This window comes from Erwinia sp. LJJL01 (assembly GCF_047300805.2).
GTDB lineage: Bacteria > Pseudomonadota > Gammaproteobacteria > Enterobacterales > Enterobacteriaceae > Erwinia > Erwinia aphidicola.
On sequence record NZ_CP178576.1, the window covers coordinates 833,549 to 853,626 of the forward strand.

Annotated in this window: 21 protein-coding genes and 3 pseudogenes; 3 read left to right on the forward strand and 21 right to left on the reverse strand. The window is 56.6% G+C overall.

Going from position 1 to position 20,078, the window contains the following annotated elements; translation table 11 throughout:
- Position 1 precedes the first annotated feature (1 nt).
- From ACLI4M_RS04695 to ACLI4M_RS04720, 6 genes are all read right to left on the reverse strand, one after another.
- The gene (locus tag ACLI4M_RS04695) at positions 2–514 is read right to left on the reverse strand and encodes a regulatory protein RecX (RefSeq protein WP_133622896.1); all 513 of its coding nucleotides are present in this window, start codon (positions 512–514) and stop codon (positions 2–4) included.
- Positions 515–703: 189 nt separating this feature from the next.
- Positions 704–1,771, reverse strand: coding sequence for a recombinase RecA (gene recA / locus ACLI4M_RS04700; RefSeq protein ID WP_048917107.1), 1,068 nt, complete (start codon positions 1,769–1,771; stop codon positions 704–706).
- 94 nt (positions 1,772–1,865) lie between these two features.
- Positions 1,866–2,360, reverse strand: coding sequence for a nicotinamide-nucleotide amidase (gene pncC / locus ACLI4M_RS04705; RefSeq protein WP_133622895.1), 495 nt, complete (start codon positions 2,358–2,360; stop codon positions 1,866–1,868).
- Between the two features lie 102 nt (positions 2,361–2,462).
- The gene (gene tam, locus ACLI4M_RS04710; protein WP_133622894.1) at positions 2,463–3,236 is read right to left on the reverse strand and encodes a trans-aconitate 2-methyltransferase; all 774 of its coding nucleotides are present in this window, start codon (positions 3,234–3,236) and stop codon (positions 2,463–2,465) included.
- 95 nt (positions 3,237–3,331) lie between these two features.
- Complete coding sequence (gene mltB / locus ACLI4M_RS04715) at positions 3,332–4,411, reverse strand: lytic murein transglycosylase B (RefSeq protein WP_133622893.1); 1,080 nt, start codon at positions 4,409–4,411, stop codon at positions 3,332–3,334.
- A 130-nt stretch (positions 4,412–4,541) separates the two neighbouring features.
- Positions 4,542–5,000 carry an RcnB family protein gene (locus ACLI4M_RS04720; protein WP_048917111.1) on the reverse strand — a complete coding sequence of 153 codons (459 nt, stop codon included), beginning with the start codon at positions 4,998–5,000 and terminating at the stop codon, positions 4,542–4,544.
- Between the two features lie 266 nt (positions 5,001–5,266).
- On the opposite strand from ACLI4M_RS04720, the pseudogene ACLI4M_RS04725 reads away from it, so the two are divergent.
- Positions 5,267–5,492, forward strand: a pseudogene (locus ACLI4M_RS04725) (cell filamentation protein Fic); the annotation flags it as partial.
- Here the strand turns inward: ACLI4M_RS04725 and ACLI4M_RS04730 are convergent.
- The gene (locus tag ACLI4M_RS04730; protein ID WP_166643155.1) at positions 5,489–5,656 is read right to left on the reverse strand and encodes a hypothetical protein; all 168 of its coding nucleotides are present in this window, start codon (positions 5,654–5,656) and stop codon (positions 5,489–5,491) included. The pseudogene ACLI4M_RS04725 and the gene ACLI4M_RS04730 overlap by 4 nt on opposite strands.
- 181 nt (positions 5,657–5,837) lie before the next feature.
- On the opposite strand from ACLI4M_RS04730, the pseudogene ACLI4M_RS04735 reads away from it, so the two are divergent.
- Positions 5,838–5,929, forward strand: a pseudogene (locus ACLI4M_RS04735) (hypothetical protein); the annotation flags it as partial.
- A gap of 314 nt (positions 5,930–6,243) precedes the next feature.
- The gene (gene mutS, locus ACLI4M_RS04740; RefSeq protein ID WP_133622892.1) at positions 6,244–8,799 is read left to right on the forward strand and encodes a DNA mismatch repair protein MutS; all 2,556 of its coding nucleotides are present in this window, start codon (positions 6,244–6,246) and stop codon (positions 8,797–8,799) included.
- Between the two features lie 175 nt (positions 8,800–8,974).
- On the opposite strand, the gene rpoS is transcribed toward mutS, so the two are convergent.
- The 14 genes and pseudogenes from rpoS to cysD form a co-directional block, all read right to left on the reverse strand.
- Positions 8,975–9,967, reverse strand: a complete 993-nt coding sequence (rpoS, locus tag ACLI4M_RS04745) for an RNA polymerase sigma factor RpoS (RefSeq protein ID WP_048917113.1) — start codon at positions 9,965–9,967, stop codon at positions 8,975–8,977.
- A 51-nt stretch (positions 9,968–10,018) separates the two neighbouring features.
- Positions 10,019–11,128 carry a murein hydrolase activator NlpD gene (gene nlpD, locus ACLI4M_RS04750; protein WP_133622891.1) on the reverse strand — a complete coding sequence of 370 codons (1,110 nt, stop codon included), beginning with the start codon at positions 11,126–11,128 and terminating at the stop codon, positions 10,019–10,021.
- A 152-nt stretch (positions 11,129–11,280) separates the two neighbouring features.
- A pseudogene (locus ACLI4M_RS04755) lies at positions 11,281–11,908 on the reverse strand (protein-L-isoaspartate(D-aspartate) O-methyltransferase).
- Positions 11,902–12,663 carry a 5'/3'-nucleotidase SurE gene (gene surE / locus ACLI4M_RS04760; RefSeq protein ID WP_133622889.1) on the reverse strand — a complete coding sequence of 254 codons (762 nt, stop codon included), beginning with the start codon at positions 12,661–12,663 and terminating at the stop codon, positions 11,902–11,904. The pseudogene ACLI4M_RS04755 and the gene surE overlap by 7 nt, the downstream one beginning before the upstream one ends.
- A 259-nt stretch (positions 12,664–12,922) precedes the next feature.
- The gene (locus tag ACLI4M_RS04765) at positions 12,923–13,270 is read right to left on the reverse strand and encodes an immunity 8 family protein (protein ID WP_133622888.1); all 348 of its coding nucleotides are present in this window, start codon (positions 13,268–13,270) and stop codon (positions 12,923–12,925) included.
- A 9-nt stretch (positions 13,271–13,279) separates the two neighbouring features.
- Positions 13,280–13,690, reverse strand: a complete 411-nt coding sequence (locus ACLI4M_RS04770; protein WP_253537250.1) for a filamentous hemagglutinin — start codon at positions 13,688–13,690, stop codon at positions 13,280–13,282.
- 261 nt (positions 13,691–13,951) lie between these two features.
- Entirely contained in the window at positions 13,952–15,001 is a 1,050-nt protein-coding gene (gene truD, locus ACLI4M_RS04775) for a tRNA pseudouridine(13) synthase TruD (protein WP_133622887.1), read from the reverse strand.
- Positions 15,002–15,003: 2 nt separating this feature from the next.
- Positions 15,004–15,477: a 2-C-methyl-D-erythritol 2,4-cyclodiphosphate synthase gene (gene ispF / locus ACLI4M_RS04780; RefSeq protein ID WP_133625018.1), complete on the reverse strand. Its 474-nt coding sequence runs from the start codon at positions 15,475–15,477 to the stop codon at positions 15,004–15,006.
- A gap of 12 nt (positions 15,478–15,489) precedes the next feature.
- A complete protein-coding gene (gene ispD, locus ACLI4M_RS04785) occupies positions 15,490–16,197 on the reverse strand; it encodes a 2-C-methyl-D-erythritol 4-phosphate cytidylyltransferase (RefSeq protein ID WP_133622886.1) in 708 nt (235 codons plus the stop codon).
- 8 nt (positions 16,198–16,205) lie between these two features.
- Complete coding sequence (ftsB, locus tag ACLI4M_RS04790; RefSeq protein ID WP_048917122.1) at positions 16,206–16,520, reverse strand: cell division protein FtsB; 315 nt, start codon at positions 16,518–16,520, stop codon at positions 16,206–16,208.
- Between the two features lie 192 nt (positions 16,521–16,712).
- Positions 16,713–17,033 (reverse strand): DUF3561 family protein, encoded by a 321-nt coding sequence (locus ACLI4M_RS04795; protein WP_048917123.1) that lies wholly within the window; start codon positions 17,031–17,033, stop codon positions 16,713–16,715.
- A gap of 88 nt (positions 17,034–17,121) precedes the next feature.
- On the reverse strand, positions 17,122–17,727 hold the full coding sequence (gene cysC / locus ACLI4M_RS04800; protein ID WP_133622885.1) for an adenylyl-sulfate kinase: 606 nt from the start codon (positions 17,725–17,727) through the stop codon (positions 17,122–17,124).
- 1 nt (position 17,728) lies between these two features.
- Positions 17,729–19,159: a sulfate adenylyltransferase subunit CysN gene (gene cysN / locus ACLI4M_RS04805; RefSeq protein WP_133622884.1), complete on the reverse strand. Its 1,431-nt coding sequence runs from the start codon at positions 19,157–19,159 to the stop codon at positions 17,729–17,731.
- 9 nt (positions 19,160–19,168) lie between these two features.
- Positions 19,169–20,077, reverse strand: a complete 909-nt coding sequence (cysD, locus tag ACLI4M_RS04810) for a sulfate adenylyltransferase subunit CysD (RefSeq protein WP_048917126.1) — start codon at positions 20,075–20,077, stop codon at positions 19,169–19,171.
- Position 20,078: the final 1 nt, after the last annotated feature.

Consider the following 20,078-nt stretch of genomic DNA (forward strand, 5'->3'; position numbering starts at 1 on the left):
GTCAATCATCAAAATTTGCAAAAATAGCCCGTATATCTTCGGTAAAGAAGCCCTTCGTCATCAGATAACGCTGTACCCTGGCTTTTTCCTTCCATTCGGTAGGAAATGGCAGGCCGAACTTCCTTTCCGCCAGATCAAACGCCTGCTTTGACCAGTCAATTTCGCTGGCGGCCAGCGTCTCATCAATCAGGTTTTTATCGATGCCTTTCTGGCCCAGCTCCATGCGAATGCGCTGCGGCCCATAACCCTTTCGGCTGCGGCTGGCCAGATAGCGCTCAGCAAAGCGCGTATCGTCCAGCCAGTTATGCTGATAGCACCACTCAACAACCTGGTCGATCTCCTCCGGGTGCAGCGGCTCTGGTGGCGTTTCCGCCTTTGAGAACTGGGCCGCACGCTCGCTGGAGACCACCAGCTTACGGCGAAATTCCGCCTCGCTGTGGTCGCGCATCGCGAGGATACGCGTTGCCCGCTCCAGCAGTTTTGCATGCCGGTTTCGTTCGGTGGTTTCTGACATAGTGCTCCACACCGTTTTCGGTTAGATGTACACGAGTTAAGGGTAACGTCTGTAGAGGTGCCGTGCGAGGAAAAAGCGTTGAGAATGGGCTGATTAAAGGGATAAAGCAGGTTCAGGCTGGGATAAAAAGGGGAATGTGAAGATAAAACCAGGGTCAGGCATGCCTGACCCCTGCAGAATATACCGCTATCAGAACTTTTCGTCTGCGTCGCTGGTTTCGTCCACTTCATGCGCAGCAGGGACAAAATCAGGCTTGTCATCCTGGTTACCCAGCAGCATTTCACGCAGCTTCGCGTCGATTTCGTTGGCAATCGCCGGGTTCTGCTTCAGGAAGCTACCCGCGTTGGATTTACCCTGACCAATTTTTTCGCCGTTGTAGCTGTACCATGCACCGGCTTTTTCAATCAGCTTGTGCTTAACGCCCAGGTCCACCAGCTCACCGAAGATGTTGATACCTTCGCCGTACATGATCTGGAACTCAGCCTGCTTGAACGGGGCAGCGATTTTGTTTTTCACCACTTTCACGCGGGTTTCGCTACCGACCACTTCGTCACCTTCTTTAATCGCACCGATACGGCGGATATCCAGACGGACAGAGGCGTAGAACTTCAGTGCGTTACCACCGGTCGTGGTTTCCGGGTTACCGAACATCACACCGATTTTCATACGGATCTGGTTGATGAAGATCAGCAGGGTGCTGGAGTTTTTCAGGTTACCGGCCAGCTTACGCATCGCCTGGCTCATCATACGTGCCGCAAGGCCCATGTGGGAGTCGCCGATTTCGCCTTCGATTTCCGCTTTTGGCGTCAGCGCCGCAACGGAGTCAACGATAATCACGTCAACCGCACCGGAACGCGCCAGCGCATCACAGATTTCCAGCGCCTGCTCACCGGTATCCGGCTGAGAACAGAGCAGGTTATCGATGTCTACGCCCAGCTTCTTGGCATAGACCGGGTCAAGGGCGTGCTCGGCATCGATAAACGCACAGGTTTTACCTTTGCGCTGTGCGGCAGCGATAACCTGCAGCGTCAGCGTGGTTTTACCGGAAGATTCCGGGCCATAAATTTCGACGATACGGCCCATAGGCAAACCGCCTGCACCCAGTGCGATATCCAGGGATAACGAACCGGTAGAGATAGTCTCCACATCCATGGTGCGGTCTTCACCCAGGCGCATGATGGAGCCTTTACCAAATTGCTTTTCAATCTGGCCCAGCGCTGCTGCCAGTGCTTTTTGCTTGTTTTCGTCAATAGCCATTTCTACTCCTAATCATGCGGGTAAAGCACACGCGGACGCTGCTTTGTCTCTAAAATATGCGCTGATTATACTGTATGGTCATACAGTATCAAGTTTAATTTTTGAGAAAATGATCGTGCAGGGTCTGAAGTGCCCAGGCGGTTGCCTGGCGACGAACGGCCTCGCGGTCACCGTGAAAACGCTCAACCAGCGCCAGGACTTCTCCCGTCGCGGCGGCAAAGCCAAACCACACGGTGCCCACCGGTTTCCCCTCACTGCCCCCATCCGGCCCGGCGATGCCGCTGACCGACAGCGCATACTGCGCCCCCGCCTCGCTGAGCGCGCCCTGCGCCATCTCACGCACCACCTGCTCACTCACCGCACCAAACTGCGCCAGCGTAGATTCACTGACGCCAACCATCTGCTGTTTTGCCTCATTGCTGTAGGTGACAAAGCCGCGCTCGAACCAGGCTGAGCTACCGGCAATGTCGGTCAGCACCTTGGCTATCCAACCGCCGGTACAGGACTCCGCCGTGGTGACGCTGGCATTGCGCGCCAGCAGCTGCTGCCCTACCCGGGTGCTCAACTGGCTTAATTCACGATCTGTCATAGCGCTCTCCCCCGCCCGATGTTTAAGAGCAAGAGAGTAGCACTTTTCTTTCAGGCAAGAGTAAGGGGACGCGCGTTTTGCGGCGCGTCTTCCAGCGTGGGGTCAGATTTTTCGCGCTACGATAAACAGGCGCGGGAAAGCCAGCAGCAGATTGCCATCGTGGCGAACGGGATAAGCCGCGCTGATTTCGGCCAGATAATCAGCGAGGAACTGCGCCTGCTGCGCATCGCTAAGCCCGGCCAGGAAGGGCCGTAAGCCGGTGGCACGCAGCCAGTCAACGATCGACTGCGGCGCAGGCATCACGTGATAGTAAGTGGTGCGCCAGATATCCACCCGGCAACCCGCCGCGCTCAGCAGGTCGTAATACTGCCCGGTGGTCAGCAGCCGTTTACGGTCCGCGGCCTGTGGCGATATCTTGTCCTGCCATTGCGGGCGTGCGGCCACTTCGCGCATCAGGCGATGGCTGGGCTGATCGAGATTATCCGGCATCTGCACGGCCAGCACGCCGTTGGCAGCCAGCTGGCTAATGAGATGGGGGAACAGCTGCGGATGATCGGTCAGCCACTGCAGTGAGGCATTCGCATAAATCACCTCCTGCGGCAGGCTGGCCTGCCAGCTGCGGATATCCGCCAGCTCAAACGCACAGCCCGGTAAGCGCTGCTGCGCCTGATCGAGCATTGCCTGCGAACTGTCCAGCCCGGTGATACGGGCAGCGGGCCACGCGCGATGCAGCAGTTCGGTACTGTTGCCGGGGCCACAGCCAAGGTCGGTCGCGCAAGAGACGTTGGATAAAGGGATGCGGTTAAGCAGTTCCTGCGCCGGGCGGGTGCGCTCCGCTTCGAACTGGCGGTAGAGATCGGGGTTCCACTCTTTCATTATTCCTCGCTAAAAGATCGGTGACAGCCAGGGCTACTGTAAGCCTGACTGCCAGCGCGATAAATAACAAAATTGCAACAGAATCGCGTTACGCCCTAGCGCGCATCGCGCACGGCTTCACCCAGCTGCCAAACCGCCATCGCGTAATGGTTGCTGTGGTTATAGCGGGTGATGGCATAGAAGTTCGGCAGCCCGTACCAGTACTGATAGCGGGTGCCCATATCAAACTTCAGCAGGCTGACCTGCTGGTTGTTATCCAGCGGGATGGTGGGTGACAGACCGGCAGAGGCCAGTTGCGCCACGGTGTAACGGGTTTTAAAGCCGCTCACCAGCCCGGGAGCCTGCCCGTTAGCCTGCACGGCCACCGTGCCGTTTGTCAGCCAGCCGTGCTGCTGGAAGTAGTGCGCCACGCTGCCAATCGCATCGACCGGATCCCACAGGTTGATATGGCCGTCGCCGTTAAAGTCGACCGCATACTGCTTAAATGCCGACGGCATAAACTGGCCATAGCCCATTGCACCGGCAAACGATCCGCGCAGGTCCAGCGGATCATCATCCTCTTCACGCGCCATTAGCAGGAAGGTTTCCAGCTCACCGCTGAAGTATTCGGCGCGGCGCGGATAGTTAAATGACAGCGTCGCCAGCGCATCCAGAATGCGGGTTTTACCCATCACGCGGCCCCAGCGCGTTTCCACACCGATAATGCCGACAATGATTTCTGGCGGCACGCCATAGGTTTTCTGCGCCCGCTCCAGCGCATCGCGATACTGGTTCCAGAACGCTACGCCATTCTGCACGTTGTCCGGCGTGATGAATTTGCTGCGGTAGCGGATCCACGCGCCGTTTGGCCCGGTTGGCCCCTGGGTGGTTGGCGTGGGTGCCTGGCGGTCCATCAGGCGGATCACCCAGTCGAGGTTCTTTGCCTGCGCCAGCACATCGTGCAGCTGCTGGCGCTCAAAACCGTGCTTGCGCACCATTTTGTCGATAAATGCGTTGGCCGCCTGATTATTGGAGAAATCGCCCCCCAGCACGGTGCCGCTGTGGGCAGGCTCAAGCAGGAAGCCGCCGTTGCCTTTAAACGGATTGCCGTGGGGTTCAGCCGGGGCCGTTTTCGGCTGGCTACTACAGGCGGAAAGTAAAGCGACGACAGGAAGAAGAGTTGCCAGATAACGCATCAGATATCCATATTGCAAGGCCGGGAGGTCAGAAATAGAGGATAAAGCATTGAGCGGGAGGAATTAAAGCGGATTTACTCAACGGCGCTTCGCGGTGGTGATGCAAAGCGCCGTTTAATAACAGGCTGGCTTAGTGCTTGTAGTAGATTTCACCGGATTCAGCTTTCAGGATCTTACCTTCGGCGTTGGTGATTAACACGTAGTTACCGCCCATATAGGTCCAGTGGCTGTCGGCTTCCGGCGCAGGCAGATGGCGCACGTTCCACTGGCTCACTTCATACTTTTTGCTGCGGTAAAGGTCCGGTGCGATATCACCAATGGAAAAACGCTTAAAGTCAGCAAAGAAGGTTTTTACTTCATACGGGTCGGCAGGATTAGGCTGATCTGCCTGCTGCGCATCGCCCGGTGCCTGTGACAGCGAGTTCTGGGATTCCGGTGTCTGAACCGGCGGGGTCTGGCTCTGCACTTCTGGCACGGCCGGAACCGCAGTTTCTGCCGGCTGTTCACCTTCCGCATAAGCGGTGGACATGCCGGACAACGCTGCAGCCGACAACACGGCTGAACACAACACCACTTTCAACTTACGCATAGTTTCTCCAAAATGACGCCATCCGGCAGTGAACGACTGCAAAACTGGCATAAAGAAAGACAATAAAGACATGATTAAAAGCATCAGATATCACTTAGATAACACAATCATACGATGGTTCCCGGTGGGATGCCCGCGATGATCGTGTGCTGGCTGCCTGAGCCAGGGGAATTTTTGTTAACAGTCATGACGCGTAATGCCTCTTACCGGGTGGATTGAGCGACTCGCGCCCGGTTTTTTCGCCGAATCTGCGAGCCGCCTTCCCGATCGCCATAACCCATGTCGAGCTGATACTTATCCATTCATTTAGAGAAGGATACTGACGCTAATCGCGACTATTAACCGAAGTGATGGCGGTTCAGGGGGTAAAAACGCCGAAGTATCATAGCTGGGAGCAAAACAAAACCCAATATGTCGGCTAGTCATGCAGGCATGCCTATGGGTTACGAGCCGATGAAATACTGGGTTAGTAAGGCTTTAAGAAGGGATTAAGCAAGGCGTAAATGGGAGAATTTTTTTCGCGTCGCTTCAAGGGAAGCTTCGATCTTCGCTGATGACTGCCCTGTTTCGACAGCTGTAGACGTCACCACTGAACGAACAATGTCAGCACGAGATGGCCTGGCGTAGCTTGCCTGAGTTTTTTTGTTGTTGCTCATATTTACTCCTGAAAGCAGAATCTGGGCGGAAATTCATCGCACAAAAATCATACTAAAATTTCCACGCGAATTCACTAAAGTCTCTCAGAGACTCACTCACTACCCCTGCCCCGGTAGACGATTCTGCATTATAACTTGCGCATAAGAGGAGCGTAATGGCGCACCACGATTTACACCTGAATTGAAGGGAGGAGCCGTCCGTCAGATAACGGAACGCGGTTATTCCGTCGCTGAGGTTTCTGACCGGCTGGGCTTTCCGCACACAATCTCTTCATAGGTTTTCTCCGACACCCGCTTTATCTCTATCACCAGATTCCATTGTTTCGAGCGCCCTCGAAGAAAGTCGCTTCCCCGCCGGTTTTCCTGTCAAACAGACTCCGTTATCATATTCACCACGTACTCGTGAAAAGAGATGTAGGTTGTGGCCAGTAAAGCTACATTTTACCCTGCTACAGTTTGGCAAATGACACCTAAGCCTGCCGTGGACTGTAGGATTTCATGAGATCCAGCGAGACTACGTGAGAACAAATGATAATCATAAAATCACTTAACTCTCTAATTTTTATGATAATGGACATCTCAAGACTATGAGTACATTAGAAAATTTCAGCTCGCACACCCCTATGATGCAGCAGTATCTGCGCCTCAAGGCTGACCATCCTGAGATCCTGCTGTTCTACCGCATGGGAGATTTCTACGAGCTGTTTTACGACGATGCGAAACGCGCCTCGCAGCTGCTGGAAATTTCACTGACCAAGCGCGGCGCGTCGGCCGGTGAACCCATTCCGATGGCGGGCGTGCCCTATCATGCGGTAGAAAACTACCTGGCGAAGCTGGTGCAGCTCGGCGAATCGGTGGCGATTTGCGAACAGATTGGCGACCCGGCACTCAGCAAAGGGCCAGTCGAGCGCAAAGTGGTGCGTATCGTTACCCCGGGCACCATTAGCGATGAAGCGCTGCTTAACGAGCGCCAGGATAACCTGCTGGCGGCTATCTGGCAGAGCCAGCGCGGGTTTGGCTACGCCACGCTGGATATCAGCTCCGGCCGCTTCCGCCTTGCCGAGCCAACCGACCTGGAAACCATGGCGGCTGAACTGCAGCGCACCAATCCGGCAGAGCTGCTTTATCCGGAAGATTTTGCCGCGATGGCGCTGATTGAAAACCGTCGTGGCCTGCGCCGCCGCCCGCTGTGGGAGTATGAGCTGGACACCGCGCGCCAGCAGCTGAACCTGCAGTTTGCCACGCGTGACCTGAGCGGGTTTGGCGTTGAGCAGGCGCACCACGCGCTGCGCGCCGCAGGCTGCCTGTTGCAGTATGTGAAAGACACCCAGCGCACCTCGCTGCCGCACATTCGCTCGCTCACCATGGAGCGCCAGCAGGACGGCATTATTATGGATGCCGCTACCCGCCGTAACCTGGAGATCACCCAAAATCTCGCCGGCGGCATAGAGAACACCCTCGCGTCGGTGCTGGATAAAACCGTCACGCCAATGGGCAGCCGCATGCTGAAACGCTGGCTGCATATGCCGGTGCGCAATTCGCAGACCATCGCTCAGCGCCAGCAGAGCATCAGCGCGCTGCAGGACCTGCATGAATCGGTAACGCCCCTGCTGCGTCAGGTCGGTGACCTGGAGCGTATTCTGGCGCGCCTGGCGCTGCGCACTGCCCGCCCGCGCGACCTGGCCCGCATGCGTCATGCCTTCCAGCAGCTGCCGTTGCTCAACGCCGAGCTGGAGCATAACGAAACTGCCCACCTGCAGACCCTGCGTGGGCAGATGGGCGAATTTACCGAGCTGCGCGAGCTGCTGGAGCGGGCGATTATTGAAACCCCGCCGGTACTGGTGCGCGACGGCGGAGTGATTGCCCCCGGCTACAACGCCGAGCTGGACGAATGGCGCGCGCTGGCGGATGGCGCCACTGACTATCTCGACCGCCTAGAGATCCGCGAGCGTGAAAAACTGGGGCTGGATACGCTGAAGGTCGGCTTCAACGCCGTGCACGGCTATTACATCCAGGTCAGCCGCGGGCAGAGCCATCTGGTGCCGATCCACTATGTGCGCCGCCAGACGCTGAAAAACGCCGAGCGCTACATTATTCCCGAGCTGAAAGAGTATGAGGACAAGGTTCTCACCTCAAAAGGCAAAGCGCTGTCACTGGAAAAAGGCCTGTACGACGAGCTGTTCGACCTGCTGCTGCCGCACCTGGAAGCGCTGCAGAACAGCGCCTCGGCGCTGGCGGAGCTGGACGTGCTGAGCAACCTCGCCGAACGCGCCTGGACGCTGAATTACAGCTGCCCGACGCTGAGCGATAAGCCGGGTATTAAGCTGACCGGCGGGCGTCACCCGGTCGTTGAACAGGTGCTAAAAGAGCCGTTTATCGCCAACCCGCTCTCACTGTCACCCCAGCGCCGCATGCTGGTGGTTACCGGCCCGAATATGGGCGGTAAAAGTACTTACATGCGCCAGGCAGCGCTGATTACGCTGATGGCCTATATCGGCAGCTTCGTGCCCGCCGAGCAGGCGGTGATAGGCCCGATTGACCGAATCTTTACCCGCGTGGGCGCGGCGGACGATCTCGCCTCAGGCCGCTCGACCTTTATGGTGGAGATGACCGAGACCGCCAATATCCTGCATAACGCCACCGAATACAGCCTGGTATTAATGGATGAGATCGGGCGCGGTACCTCGACCTATGACGGCCTGTCGCTGGCGTGGGCCTGTGCCGAGAGCCTGGCCAGCCGCATCAAAGCGATGACGCTGTTTGCCACGCACTACTTCGAGCTGACCACGCTGCCGGAACAGATTGAAGGCGTGGCTAACGTACACCTTGATGCGGTTGAGCACGGCGATACCATCGCCTTTATGCACAGCGTGCAGGACGGCGCCGCCAGCAAGAGCTATGGTCTGGCCGTTGCCGCGCTGGCAGGGGTGCCGAAAGAGGTGATCAAGCGCGCGCGCCAGAAGCTGAAGGAGCTCGAAGCCCTGTCCGGTAGCGCGGCCGCCACCAAAGCCGACGGTTCGCAGCTGCCGCTGCTGGTAGAAGAGACCTCCCCGGCGGTAGAAGCGCTTGAAGCGCTGGATCCGGATTCGCTGTCGCCACGCCAGGCGCTGGAGTGGATTTACCGCCTGAAGTCGCTGGTGTAGCACCGGTCTCAACGCGGGCGAGGCATGCCTCGCCCCTACTTCTTAAGAATCCTGACATGCCTCGCCGCGACCTCTCAAGAACCCGTAATCGCAGGCAATAAAAAAGCGGTGACCGAAGTCACCGCTTTTCGCATTACCCTGTTCAGTATTTATTGAAGCCGTTTATTCTCGCGTGTTATTCGCGGAACAGCGCTTCAATATTCAGACCCTGCGCCTGCAGAATTTCACGCAGACGACGCAGGCCTTCAACCTGAATCTGACGTACACGCTCGCGGGTCAAACCAATTTCACGACCCACATCTTCCAGCGTGGCCGCTTCGTAACCTAACAGGCCGAAACGACGTGCCAGCACTTCACGCTGCTTGGCGTTCAGTTCGAACAACCACTTGACGATGCTTTGCTTCATATCATCGTCCTGCGTGGTATCTTCCGGGCCGTTGTCTTTTTCATCGGCCAGGATATCCAGCAGCGCTTTCTCAGAATCTCCGCCCAGAGGCGTATCGACTGAAGTAATGCGTTCGTTGAGGCGCAGCATCCGGCTCACGTCATCAACAGGCTTATCTAACTTTTCTGCGATCTCTTCCGCACTTGGCTCATGGTCGAGCTTGTGGGAAAGTTCACGCGCAGTACGCAGATAAACATTCAGCTCTTTAACGATATGAATCGGCAGACGAATGGTACGGGTTTGATTCATGATCGCCCGTTCAATAGTCTGACGAATCCACCAGGTGGCGTAAGTAGAGAAACGGAACCCTCTTTCCGGGTCAAATTTTTCTACTGCACGGATCAGGCCGAGGTTACCTTCTTCAATCAGGTCCAGCAGCGCCAGACCACGATTGCTGTAACGACGGGCAATCTTCACCACCAGACGCAGGTTGCTTTCGATCATGCGGCGACGCGATGGCACGTCACCACGGAGTGCACGGCGGGCAAAGAAAACTTCTTCTTCTGCCGTGAGCAATGGAGAATAACCAATCTCTCCTAAGTAGAGCTGCGTAGCATCAAGAACGCGTTGTGTTGCGCCTTGCGACAGCAGCTCTTCTTCTGCTAAATCGTTATCACCAGGTTCATTTCCGACGAGAGCCTTCTCATCAAAAACCTCAGCTCCGTTTTCGTCGAATTCCGCGTCTTCATTTAAATCGTTAACTTTCAGCGTATTCTGGCTCATAAGCGGCTCCTACCCGTGATCCCAAGGGCAGAACACCAAGGTTCTGCCGGATTAACGTTGCGGTAAATAACGCAACGGATTTACGGATTTCCCCTTGTAACGAATTTCAAAGTGCAATCTAACCGAGCTTGTGCCGGTACTGCCCATGGTTGCAATCTTCTGGCCCGCTTTCACTTCTTGTTGTTCACGGACCAGCATCGTATCGTTATGGGCATAAGCACTCAGGTAGTCATCATTATGTTTGATGATAATCAAATTACCGTATCCGCGTAGCGCATTACCGGCGTACACCACGCGACCGGAGGCGGTGGAAACGACGGACTGACCACGAGATCCCGCGATATCGATACCTTTGTTGCCCCCTTCGGAAGCAGAGAAGTTATCAATGATCTTACCATCTGTTGGCCAACGCCAGCTTCCCACAGGGGTAGTGCTGTCCGTCGTGCTACTTACGGTCGGGGCGGTAACCGGCACTGTTGTCGTTGCAGCAGTTTTACCGGACGAAGGCAGCATTTTGCCTCCACTTTGTGTACCTGAATCCTCAGAATACGTAATTACCGGCTGGTGTGCAACCGTTGCGGTTGTCATTTGCGCACCGGACGGAGGCGTGCTGACACCGCCAGCGGTCGCATCGGCTGCCGTAACCGCATTGCCGCCGGTAATAGGCGTACCGGTACCGTTAGCGACCTGCAGCTGCTGGCCGACGTTGAGGCTGTAAGGCGCGGCGATATTGTTGCGCTGTGCAAGGTCGCGGAAATCGTTGCCGGTAATCCAGGCAATATAGAACAAAGTATCGCCACGTTTCACGGTATAGCTGTCGCCGCCGTAGCTACCTTTCGGAATATTCCCATAACTACGGTTGTAGACGATGTGGCCATTTTCGGTAGTTACGTTCTGCTCAGGGGCGGCAGAAGGGGTCACCATACCGCCAGTAGACGGAGGGCGAGCCGGGGGAATAAACCCGCCGTTGCTGCCGCCGGAACTGGCGCCTGATGCGCTGCTCATCGCGGAATTGCTGCTCATCATGCCGGAGTCATTTCCGCCAACGGAGCTGATGGGGGCCTGCGTGTTATCGCTGCTGGAACAACCTGCCAGCCAAAATCCAACCAATGAAACGGCCGCAATACGGCGCAATTTAAATACTGGGCTTCCCGTGCTCATTAATCCCCCACTTACGGCAATACTTTAACTTCAGAGACGCAACATAGCTGACGGCAGCAAGGCCCGCATGCGCAAATTTAATCAGATACTAACAATATCAATGATGGCGTGCCACGGAACAGTTGTATAGAAATGTCCTGGTTTAATCTGACTCAGGCCAGATCGCCTTTTACCAGCGGCACAAAGCGCACCGCTTCAACATTCTCAATCAGGAACTCATCGCCCTTACGGCGAATACGCTGCAGCACCTGCTGCTCTTCCCCTACCGGCAGCACCATGATGCCGCCCTCGTCGAGCTGTGACATCAGCTCCATAGGGATCTCCGGCGGCGCGGCGGTGACGATAATCGCATCGAACGGGCCGCGCGATGGCCAACCCAGCCAGCCATCGCCGTGGCGGGTAGAGACATTATGCAGATCGAGCTGCTTAAGGCGGCGCTTGGCCTGCCACTGCAAACCTTTAATGCGCTCAACCGAGCAGACATGCTCCACCAGATGCGCCAGAATCGCCGTTCTGATACCCCGAGCCGGTACCGATTTCCAGCACGCGGGATGCCGGCGTCAGTTCAAGCAGCGCGGTCATTCTCGCCACCGTATAGGGCTGGGAAATCGTCTGCCCGGAACCAATCGGCAGCGCGGTATTTTCCCAGGCTTTATGTTCGAAAGCCTCATCGACGAAACGCTCGCGCGGCACCTCTTCAATCGCCTTTAGCAACCGTTCGTCATCGATGCCCTGCAGGCGCAGTTGCGCCAGCAACGTCTCTATACGACCACTCACCATTGGCGGCTGACCTCAACGTTTTCCAGCCAGGAGGAGACCACTTCCTGCGCGGCATGCGCGGTGAGGTCAACGTGCAGCGCGGTCACGGAAACATAGCCTTCATCGACGGCGGCGAAATCGGTTCCCTGGCCGGCATCCAGTTTTTCACCCGGCGGGCCAATCCAGTACATCGTATTGCCGCGCGGGTCCTGCTGGGGGATCGCCCGATCGCTGGGATGGCGGCTGCCGCAGCGCGTGACGCGGATGCCTTTAATTTGATCCAACGGCAGGTCGGGCACGTTGATATTGAGGATGCGCCCGGTGCGCAGCGGCTCACGCTGTAGCGCTTTGAGGATCGAACAGGTTACCGCCGCCGCGGTGTCATAGTGCTGATGCCCGTCCAGCGACACGGCCAGCGCAGGCAGCCCGAGGTGGCGCCCTTCCATCGCGGCAGCGACCGTCCCGGAGTAAATCACGTCATCACCCAGATTAGGGCCAGCGTTGATGCCTGAAACGACGATGTCCGGCTTCGGCTGCATCAGGGTATTCACCCCGAGATAGACACAGTCCGTCGGCGTGCCCATCTGCACGGCAATATCGCCATTCGGATAGTTAAAGGTCCGCAGCGGCGTCTCCAGCGTCAGCGAATTGGAGGCACCGCTACGATTACGATCGGGTGCGACCACCTGCACCTCGGCAAATTCACGCAGGGCGCTCGCCAGTGTCTGGATGCCTGGCGCATGGATACCGTCATCATTACTCAGCAATATGCGCATTTAACACCTAATTTGTTGATTTTTATTCCTTATCGGCGGTGAAGCATCGTTAACAACATGATATCGAAGTATCATGAACGATCAATCCACGAAGTCGCCGGTGGGTCAGTTGATGCATTTTAGCTGGATGATTCAGCTTGTGGTAGGTGTAAGTTTCTGGTTTCAGTTGGGACAGGGGGCGGATAAGGGGTGAATCAGCTCGCCGCGCTGTAGGCGCTTCCTGCAGTGATATCCCGCCAGATAAAGGCGGGATATATCATTAAGGCTGATAGTCTTCATATTCCCAGGCAAAAAACCTTGATAGTTTTTGCGCTATCTCCATCCAGTCTTCGCCTTCGCACCGATCAATATGATCCGTAATGGTCTTTGTGATCTCATCCAGATCATATGTGCGCACCAGAAGCGTATGTCGCATCAGTTCCGGCAGCCACTGATGCTTGCAGAGCCATTCGGGGGTACAAACAAAAAGGTCAAATTTATCCGCCCCACTACTACTTTCCGTTCCAATACGAAGCAGCAAGCGAAGAGAAAATACATTCTCATCTTCTGGATAAAACTCATTCAGAAGATAATCATCGTTCGAAATACTCTTTAAAATAGCTTTCACGTTTATTACCTAATTTATATCCATATGGCCATTGCCAATCTTAGTTTTATCTCCTGTGGCAGGATCTATTTTGAAAGTCTCAAAATTGGCCTGAGTACCCGTTATAGCATGCGAACTGTTATCTTTAGATGCTGGAAAACGGTATACACGAGTTCCATCTGCACTCATTAAACCTTTTCCGTCACCTGTTAATCTTGCTCCATCCCCAGCCCATATTTTACCTAACCGATCCGCTTCAGCCACAGAGCCAGAACCAACCCCATAGTTCACTTTTCCATTATCGCCTTTAACAACTGCGCCTAGCCTCGGATCCTGCTTCGCAATATGACTCATAATCTCCTGCGACAGCGCGGGCAGGTTTGCCGATGCGGCATTGGCTAATAGCAGGCACATCACCGCTGCGGCTGAAAAGTATTTCATCCCTGAAATCATCCTTTATCCATTTATTGATGCGTGACGCTTAATTCCTGACGAAAATGAGACTACATCAACTGAAGATTAAATATAGGATTAAAAACAGACACCGCATTTTATGCCAGGATAAAATCATTCAGTAAAATAACAAACACCAGTGCTTACCTGATATTTAATTGGCTGAATTTAGTTATTAGATTCGTTATTAACAGCAGAAAAAAACAGAAGGGAAATATTGGGTTACCGCAGAAGCGGTAACCCGGCAGATTATTCGTCGGCGTCGTCGTGGGCGCTTTGCGTCTGCAGCAGTTCGCGCACCACGCTGGTGGCAAAACTGCCTGCCGGTAGCCAGAAATTCATCTCCAGCGTCACATCATCCTGCCACTCCCAGCGCAAATCACGCGGGATAACCAGCATTGCGCGGCGCGCCGCATCAACGCGCTCACGTTCCATCAGCGCGATGAGCGCCGCTTCACTCGCCAGGCTGTTCTGCTCAAAGGCCAGCGCATCCTCACGCGTGCCCCATTCGCCCGATCCCGGCAGCGGTGCAGTAACGCGCAGCTCGTTGTTATCCACGCGCTGCTGCAGGCTCTCCAGCTCTGCGGCTTCCGCCACGAACCAGCTACCGCGCCCGGTCAGCTGCAGCGCATCACCCGCTAACACTTTGCCCAGCGAGCCCTGCTGCGCCAGGCGGTCGCTGACCACCTGATTAAACATCGCACTGCGCGCTGCCGACAGAATAAAGCTGCGCTTATTACGCTCGCGCACTTTGATCTCATCCGCCGCCCAGCGTTGGGCCATCGTCAGGTTATTGCCTTCATGACCAAACCGCTGGCTGCCAAAGTAGTTTGGTACGCCGCCCGCAGCGATCTGTTGCAGGCGCTGCTCCACCGCAGCGCGGTCGGAGATCTGGCGCAGGATCAGCGTAAACGCATTGCCCTGCAGCGCACCGGTACGCAGCTTGCGGCGATGGCGGGCGCTTTCCAGCACCTGCACGCCGCTCAGTTCAAAGGTGCTGAGATCGGGCGTGACCTTGCCCGGAATACGCAGGCAGAACCACTGCTCGGTGACCGCATGGCGATCTTTCATTCCGGCAAAGCTGACGTCACGCGGGTGGATCCCGGCAAACTTTGCCAGCGCTTCCGCCACGAAACGGGTGTTGCAGCCGGTTTTACGAATGCGCACCAGCAGCTGTTCACCATCACCATCCGGCGCGTAGCCAAGGTCTTCAATCACCACGAAATCTTCGGCGTTGGCTTTCAGCACGCCGCTGGCGGTGGGTTGGCCGTACAGCCAGCCCTGAGTGGTTAAATCCATGGTTATGCCTTTATCAACAGCGCAACGGCTTCGCAGGCGATGCCCTCGCCGCGCCCGGTGAAGCCGAGCTTTTCCGTGGTCGTCGCCTTGACGTTGACCTCATCCATATGGATCCCGAGATCTTCAGCGATATTGATGCGCATCTGCGGCGAGTGCGGCAGCATTTTCGGCGCCTGAGCAATAATCGTCACGTCGACGTTACCCACGCGGTAGCCTTTTTTGGCGATCTGACGCATCGCTTCGCGCAGCAGCTCGCGGCTGTCGGCGCCTTTATAGGCGTCATCGGTGTCCGGGAACAGTTTGCCGATGTCGCCGAGTGCAGCGGCGCCCAGCAGCGCATCCGTCAGCGCGTGCAGCGCCACGTCGCCGTCGGAGTGCGCCAGTAAACCTTTTTCATAAGGGATACGCACGCCGCCAATAATCAGCGGGCCTTCGCCGCCAAAGGCATGTACATCAAAACCGTGTCCGATACGCATCACGCGCACTCCTTAATCTTTGTGTATTTGGGTGAGGTAAAATTGCGCCAGCGCGAGGTCTTCCGGGCGCGTTACCTTCAGGTTATCACTGCGGCCGCTGACCAGTTCGGGACGGTAGCCACAGTACTCCAGCGCCGAGGCTTCATCGGTAATGGTGGCGCCTTCCTCAATCGCTTTCAGCAGGCAGTCGCGCAGCAGGGTGAGCGGGAACAGCTGCGGCGTCAGTGCGTGCCACAGCGCCTCACGATCGACGGTGTGATCGATATCCGCGCGGCCGTGGCTGGCGCGCTTCATGGTATCACGCACCGGCGCGGCCAGAATGCCGCCAACCTGGCTGGTCGCGGTTAGCGCCAGCAGGCGGGTTAAGTCGGTGAGGTGCAGACAGGGGCGCGCTGCGTCGTGCACCAACACCCAATCCGCGCCATCAGCCGCCTGAAGCCCGGCCAGTACCGAATCCGCGCGCTGGCCACCGCCGATCACGCTAGTGATGCGGGGATCCCGCGCAGCCGGCAGCTGAGAAAAATGGCTGTCCAGCGGACTCAGGGCAACGATGACGCGCTTTACCGCCGGGTGCGCCAGTAGCGCATCCAGGCTGTGCTCGAGCAGGGTTTTTCCATCAATGGTGAGATACTGTTTCGGGCATTCTGACAGCATACGGCTGCCGATGCCTGCCGCAGGAACCACGGCAATCACATCCGGGAAGGAGACGACATTAGTCATGAGTATCGTTACTGGTTAGCGGTTCGACCTTGCTGCGCGTTTCTTCTGTTTTGATCCGGCACAAGGCGATAGAAAGTCTCGCCGGGTTTAATCATCCCCAGCTCATTGCGTGCGCGTTCCTCGATCGCTTCCGAACCGCCGTTAAGATCGTCGATTTCGGCAAACAGCTGATCGTTGCGCGCTTTTAGCTTCGCGTTATTCGCCTGTTGCACCGCAACATCCTCATTAACGCGCGTATAGTCATGAATGCCGTTCTTGCCCAGCCAGAGCGAATATTGCAACCAGCCAAGTAGTACAAGTAACAGCAGCGTAAGTTTTCCCATCCCCGCCCCCTGAAAAACGGCTCAATCATCCCATAACTTTTGGTACGACTCCACACTACAGGTGAAATAGAACCACTTTCTCAGAATACGGCATAAAAACGCGTTAAAAAGCACCAGAAATAACCCGGCAGCCGCAGGACGACGGCAAAATTTTGTAACGCAGCGATGCGTTTGTTCATCAACGAGGAGAGGTTACCAGCCGCTGAGCAGCGTGAACAGCAGCCAGAACAGGCAAATCACCAGCAGTGCGGTGATCAGCATCGTCCATAGCAGCTGACCGCGCAGCAGCACGCTGGTGGCAATGCCGACCAGCACCGAGACCGGAAGTAACGCCAGGAAGAAGGGCCAGGTGTAGAGGAAGAAGAACAGCGTGTTGGAACCATACAGCAGGAAAGGTATCGCCAGCGCGACCCACCAGGAAACAAAGCCCACGACACCGCCGGGAAAAGACCATGAGGGCTCTTCGCGTTCGCGTTCGTCTTTTCGTGCCAGCATGGGGGTAACGTTTTGCATAAATATCCCGTTGAAGCTGGGCGGCTTCGGCCTGTTGCGCTGTCGCCGCCCGATCACCGCCCCCGCAGGGGCGTTGGCCATAGCCATCTCAGGATTTGATGATATCTCGCTGACGCAGCAGATCTAACAACTGAGCGGTTAATTGTGTTACCAATTGTTCGCCATCAAGATGAATATCCGCAGGCTCTGGCGCTTCATACACCGCGTCAATTCCGGTGAAGTTACGCAGCTCTCCGGCACGGGCTTTTTTGTATAACCCCTTTGGATCGCGCGTTTCACAGATCGCCAGCGGCGTGTCGACGAACACCTCGATAAAACGCCCTTCCCCCAGCATTTGGCGCACCATCTGCCGCTCGGCGCGGTGCGGAGAGATAAACGCCGTCAGCACGACCAGTCCGGCATCCACCATCAGCTTTGCCACTTCACCGACGCGGCGGATATTCTCTTTGCGGTCATCATCGCTGAAGCCGAGGTCACGGCATAAACCGTGGCGTACGTTATCGCCGTCCAGCAGATAGGTGCTGACGCCAATCCGGTGCAGCGCCTGCTCCAGCGCCCCGGCCACGGTGGATTTACCGGAGCCTGACAGCCCGGTAAACCACAGCACCGCGCCCTGATGACCGTGCTGCGACTCGCGCTCCTCCCGGCTTACCGGATGGGCGTGCCACACCACATTCTCATCATGCTGCGCCATATTACTTACCGCCCAGCAGGTCGCGGGCATTCCAGTGCGGGAAGTGGCGGCGCACCAGCGCGTTCAGCTCCAGCTCAAAGGCGCTGAAATCGCCGCTGTGCTGCTGCATCTCCTCTGCCAGCGGCTGGCGGATCATGCCCGCGCCCACGGTGACGTTGCTCAGGCGATCGATAAAGATCATCCCGCCGGTTACCGGGTTCTGCTGATAAGCGTCGAGCACCATTGGCTCATCGAAAATGACATCGACCAGGCCAATGCCGTTCAGCGGCAGCTGTTGAGCAACGTGCTGCGTCAGGTTATTGATCTCCACCTGATGCTGAATATTTTCGATGCGCACGCGGGTCTTCTTGCCGGCGATTTTGACGTCAAAGCTCTGACCCGGTGTCAGCGGCTGTTCCGCCATCCACACCACGTCAACCGCTGCGCCGCGTACCGGCTTAAGATCGGCATCGGCCGCCACCAGCAGATCGCCACGGCTGATATCGATCTCGTCCTTCAGCACCAGGGTAATCGCCTGGCCAGCGGCTGCCTGCTCCAGATCGCCATCAAAGGTGACGATGCGCGCAATGGAAGACTCCACGCCGGACGGCAGCACTTTCACCCGCTGCCCTGGCTGCACCACGCCGGAAGCCAGCGTCCCGGCATAGCCGCGGAAGTCGAGGTTCGGGCGGTTGACGTACTGCACCGGGAAACGCATAGGCTGCTGTTCTACCACGCGCTGCACCTCAACGGTTTCCAGCACGTCCAGCAGCGTCGGGCCGCTGTACCAGTTCATCTGCGCACTGGCTGACGCCACGTTTTCGCCTTCCAGCGCCGACAGCGGAACAAAGCGGATATCAAGATTGGCCGGCAGCTGCGCCGCGAAATCAAGGTAGTCCTGTTTGATCTGCTCAAACGTCTCCTGGCTGTAGTTCACCAGGTCCATTTTGTTGACCGCCACCACCAGGTGTTTGATACCCAGCAGCGTCGAGATAAAGCTGTGGCGGCGCGTCTGATCCAGCACGCCTTTGCGCGCATCGATCAGCAGGATCGCTAGGTCGCAGGTTGAGGCACCCGTCGCCATGTTGCGCGTGTACTGCTCGTGCCCTGGGGTGTCGGCAATGATAAATTTGCGCTTCTCAGTGGAGAAGTAGCGGTACGCCACGTCGATGGTGATGCCCTGCTCGCGCTCGGCCTGCAGGCCATCCACCAGCAGCGCAAGGTCAAGTTTCTCCCCCTGGGTGCCGTGACGCTTACTGTCGTTATGCAGCGTGGAGAGCTGGTCTTCATAAATCTGGCGCGTGTCGTGCAGCAGGCGGCCAATCAGCGTGCTCTTGCCGTCGTCGACGCTGCCGCAGGTGAGGAATCGCAGCAGGCTTTTGTGCTGCTGTGCGTGCAGCCAGGCTTCCACCCCGCCCTGATCGGCAATCTGTTGTGCAATGATAGTGTTCATGACGGCTCCTTAGAAATAACCCTGACGTTTCTTCAGCTCCATGGAGCCTGCCTGATCGCGGTCAATCATGCGCCCCTGGCGCTCGCTGGTGGTGGAGACCAGCATCTCTTCAATGATCGAAGGCAGCGTTTGCGCTTCTGACTCCACCGCTCCGGTCAGCGGCCAGCAGCCAAGGGTACGGAAACGCACCATGCGCTGCTCGATCACTTCACCCGGCTGCAGGTCAATGCGATCGTCATCGATCATCATCAGCATACCGTCACGCTCCAGCACCGGGCGCTCGGCGGCCAGATAGAGCGGAACAATTTCAATGTTTTCCAGGAAGATGTACTGCCAGATATCCAGCTCGGTCCAGTTAGAGAGCGGGAACACGCGAATGCTTTCGCCTTTATTAATCTGGCCGTTGTAGTTGTGCCACAGCTCAGGACGCTGATTTTTTGGGTCCCAGCGGTGGAAGCGGTCGCGGAAGGAGTAAATACGCTCTTTGGCGCGTGACTTCTCTTCATCACGCCGTGCGCCGCCGAAGGCCGCATCAAAGCCGTACTTATCCAGCGCCTGCTTCAGCCCTTCGGTTTTCATGATGTCGGTATGCTTCGCGCTGCCGTGGACAAACGGGTTAATCCCCATCGCCACCCCTTCCGGGTTACGGTGCACCAGCAGCTCGGCGCCTATGTTTTTCACCATGCGGTCGCGGAACTCGTACATCTCGCGGAATTTCCAGCCGGTATCAACGTGCAGCAGGGGGAACGGCAGCGTACCCGGGTAGAAGGCTTTACGCGCCAGATGCAGCATCACCGATGAGTCTTTTCCGATGGAGTACATCATCACCGGGTTGCCGAACTCTGCCGCCACTTCGCGAATAATATGGATACTCTCCGCTTCCAGTTGACGCAGATGAGTGAGTCGTTTTTGATCCATA

What these genes read in the sequence shown, in the direction of transcription:
- truD (WP_133622887.1), bottom strand. Translation starts at nt 15,001, where the DNA reads ATGGATTTAACCACTCAGGGCTGGCTGTACGGCCAACCCACCGCCAGC.
- cysD (WP_048917126.1), bottom strand. Translation starts at nt 20,077, where the DNA reads ATGGATCAAAAACGACTCACTCATCTGCGTCAACTGGAAGCGGAGAGT.
- ACLI4M_RS04720 (WP_048917111.1), bottom strand. Translation starts at nt 5,000, where the DNA reads ATGCGTAAGTTGAAAGTGGTGTTGTGTTCAGCCGTGTTGTCGGCTGCA.
- ACLI4M_RS04695 (WP_133622896.1), bottom strand. Translation starts at nt 514, where the DNA reads ATGTCAGAAACCACCGAACGAAACCGGCATGCAAAACTGCTGGAGCGG.
- mltB (WP_133622893.1), bottom strand. Translation starts at nt 4,411, where the DNA reads ATGCGTTATCTGGCAACTCTTCTTCCTGTCGTCGCTTTACTTTCCGCC.
- nlpD (WP_133622891.1), bottom strand. Translation starts at nt 11,128, where the DNA reads ATGAGCACGGGAAGCCCAGTATTTAAATTGCGCCGTATTGCGGCCGTT.
- pncC (WP_133622895.1), bottom strand. Translation starts at nt 2,360, where the DNA reads ATGACAGATCGTGAATTAAGCCAGTTGAGCACCCGGGTAGGGCAGCAG.
- ACLI4M_RS04795 (WP_048917123.1), bottom strand. Translation starts at nt 17,033, where the DNA reads ATGCAAAACGTTACCCCCATGCTGGCACGAAAAGACGAACGCGAACGC.
- ispD (WP_133622886.1), bottom strand. Translation starts at nt 16,197, where the DNA reads ATGACTAATGTCGTCTCCTTCCCGGATGTGATTGCCGTGGTTCCTGCG.
- mutS (WP_133622892.1), top strand. Translation starts at nt 6,244, where the DNA reads ATGAGTACATTAGAAAATTTCAGCTCGCACACCCCTATGATGCAGCAG.
- ispF (WP_133625018.1), bottom strand. Translation starts at nt 15,477, where the DNA reads ATGCGTATCGGACACGGTTTTGATGTACATGCCTTTGGCGGCGAAGGC.
- ftsB (WP_048917122.1), bottom strand. Translation starts at nt 16,520, where the DNA reads ATGGGAAAACTTACGCTGCTGTTACTTGTACTACTTGGCTGGTTGCAA.
- rpoS (WP_048917113.1), bottom strand. Translation starts at nt 9,967, where the DNA reads ATGAGCCAGAATACGCTGAAAGTTAACGATTTAAATGAAGACGCGGAA.
- tam (WP_133622894.1), bottom strand. Translation starts at nt 3,236, where the DNA reads ATGAAAGAGTGGAACCCCGATCTCTACCGCCAGTTCGAAGCGGAGCGC.
- cysC (WP_133622885.1), bottom strand. Translation starts at nt 17,727, where the DNA reads ATGGCGCAGCATGATGAGAATGTGGTGTGGCACGCCCATCCGGTAAGC.
- recA (WP_048917107.1), bottom strand. Translation starts at nt 1,771, where the DNA reads ATGGCTATTGACGAAAACAAGCAAAAAGCACTGGCAGCAGCGCTGGGC.
- ACLI4M_RS04730 (WP_166643155.1), bottom strand. Translation starts at nt 5,656, where the DNA reads ATGAGCAACAACAAAAAAACTCAGGCAAGCTACGCCAGGCCATCTCGT.
- cysN (WP_133622884.1), bottom strand. Translation starts at nt 19,159, where the DNA reads ATGAACACTATCATTGCACAACAGATTGCCGATCAGGGCGGGGTGGAA.
- surE (WP_133622889.1), bottom strand. Translation starts at nt 12,663, where the DNA reads ATGCGCATATTGCTGAGTAATGATGACGGTATCCATGCGCCAGGCATC.
- ACLI4M_RS04770 (WP_253537250.1), bottom strand. Translation starts at nt 13,690, where the DNA reads ATGAAATACTTTTCAGCCGCAGCGGTGATGTGCCTGCTATTAGCCAAT.